This window comes from Streptomyces sp. NPDC004542, assembly GCF_040610035.1.
Lineage (GTDB): Bacteria > Actinomycetota > Actinomycetes > Streptomycetales > Streptomycetaceae > Streptomyces.
The window spans coordinates 1-1,588 of sequence record NZ_JBEXLP010000211.1 but is presented as its reverse complement, the minus strand read 5'-3'; the positions used below and the strand labels follow the sequence as shown (position 1 = coordinate 1,588).

The 1,588-nt window shown below is 65.7% G+C and carries 2 protein-coding genes; one reads left to right on the top strand and one right to left on the bottom strand.

Annotation, left to right across the window (positions count from 1 at the left end; genetic code table 11):
- Positions 1–94: 94 nt before the first annotated feature.
- Positions 95–379, top strand: coding sequence for a Tn3 family transposase (locus tag ABZX30_RS38110; protein WP_355943041.1), 285 nt, complete (start codon positions 95–97; stop codon positions 377–379).
- Here the strand turns inward: ABZX30_RS38110 and ABZX30_RS38105 are convergent.
- Entirely contained in the window at positions 352–1,227 is an 876-nt protein-coding gene (locus ABZX30_RS38105) for a hypothetical protein (RefSeq protein ID WP_355943038.1), read from the bottom strand. The genes ABZX30_RS38110 and ABZX30_RS38105 overlap by 28 nt on opposite strands.
- Between the last annotated feature and the right edge of the window lie 361 nt (positions 1,228–1,588).

Here is a 1,588-nt window from a genome sequence, read left to right as displayed (position 1 = left end):
ACCCCGACAGGGTGACCGTCCCGCGCCGCCCGGCCCAGCACCGGTACGGCGCGTCACATCACAAGAGGGCAAACATTGCCTGATGCGGCACTAGATGATCTCTTGGCACGTGGAGCGGAGATCGGTCTGCATCTACTCCCGGCTCAAGAGCTGTTCGCCCTCTGAGGTCGCCTCGATGATCGAGCGAGTCCTGCGGCACTGCACCGACCCCGAGGTCGACCGGCAGCACACGGACACGCACGGTGCCTCCATCGTCGGGTTCGCCTTCGCCCGCATGCTCGACTTCACGCAGCGCGCCCCGGCCGTCGTGGTGGCAGTCCCTCCGGGGGTTACAGAGACTCCCGCAATGGCCTATTGGATCAGGTCAGTATGCGTGTAGCACGTCGGGCAGGCGTAGAGCTGCAGGTGATTCGCGCCGGAGACCTGGATACCGGGCGGGTTCGACACGTTGTCGTTGTCGAGCACGGCGATGGCTTGGTCCTCGTACGGGACCCAACCCCTTCTGTCGTCACGACATTCGTCCGAGGCGATGGTCAGCAACGGAATCATCGCGGCGCCACAGTTGATGCAGAACCGGGCGATGGGATCGGTGAGGCCCCACGGGGGCCAGCCCCCGACCTTCCATCCGGGGGCGACGGACAGCTCGTCGGAGTAGAACTCCTCCGGAGCGGCCTCATAGGAATCATCTATCTCGACGCCGGCCGCCTGCCACGCGCTCCAGTCGCTCAGCTGCTGGCGCAACTCCTCGCTCAACGCGAGAAAGTTGGGGTACTCGGTGACCTGCTCCGGTGCGAGCACGCACGGCTCCGGCGTGTAGCCGAACTGCGCCTCGGTTGGTTCGGGCGGCGAGGCGAGGATGTTGGTGACGTCGGCGGCGGTTCGCCAGAACAGCTCGGTCGGAGGCTTGTACTCCGGCGGGTGCTCCCAAGGACACCAAAGCACCTGGAGCAGATCAGTCCGTCCGGGCCGCCGCAGCAAGGGCACGTCCCGCACATACAGCTGGGCCACTGGCAGAAGAGGGGAGACCGGACCCTCGTGCCACTTGTCGCAGTACGGCCATGGCTGCCCGGCGGGCCACAGCAGTGGCCCGCCAATCGAACTTTCGTACGGCGACGGAGAGCCGGGGCGGGGATGCAGCCGGGTCGTTAAGCGTGCCAGCGGGGCCAGTTGCGGGAAGACCGCGGCAACGTCGAACGGTCGTAGTGGGGTGGTGCGGATGACGTTCACGGCAGCGATACTCCCAGCAGCCTCTGACAGTCGACGTACGACGAGATCGGCCGCGGCCCCCGCCCTTCCCCCGAAAAGCACCACCACGTCAGCATCGGTACACCACTCCATCGCTCACCGGATCCAGCACGGTCTACTTCGTGGATGAGGCATCAAGTGCGTTGTGGCAAACCGGATCTCGTTCGGATCCTGCGGTGTGGTGCGGTGATCATTCGGGCAGAGATGCCGGTGTGGTCGTGGGCATGAAGAAACGGGCCCCATGGTAGGGGACCTGTCCCCGAGTGGTGGACACCTCTGAGCCCGGCCCCGGCAGGGGCCGGGTAGGAGGCATCTTTTATGGTGATGAAGGTCTACTCGCCCG

Coding starts and splice junctions, on each gene's coding strand:
- ABZX30_RS38110 (WP_355943041.1), top strand. CDS start 95: ATGATCTCTTGGCACGTGGAGCGGAGATCGGTCTGCATCTACTCCCGG.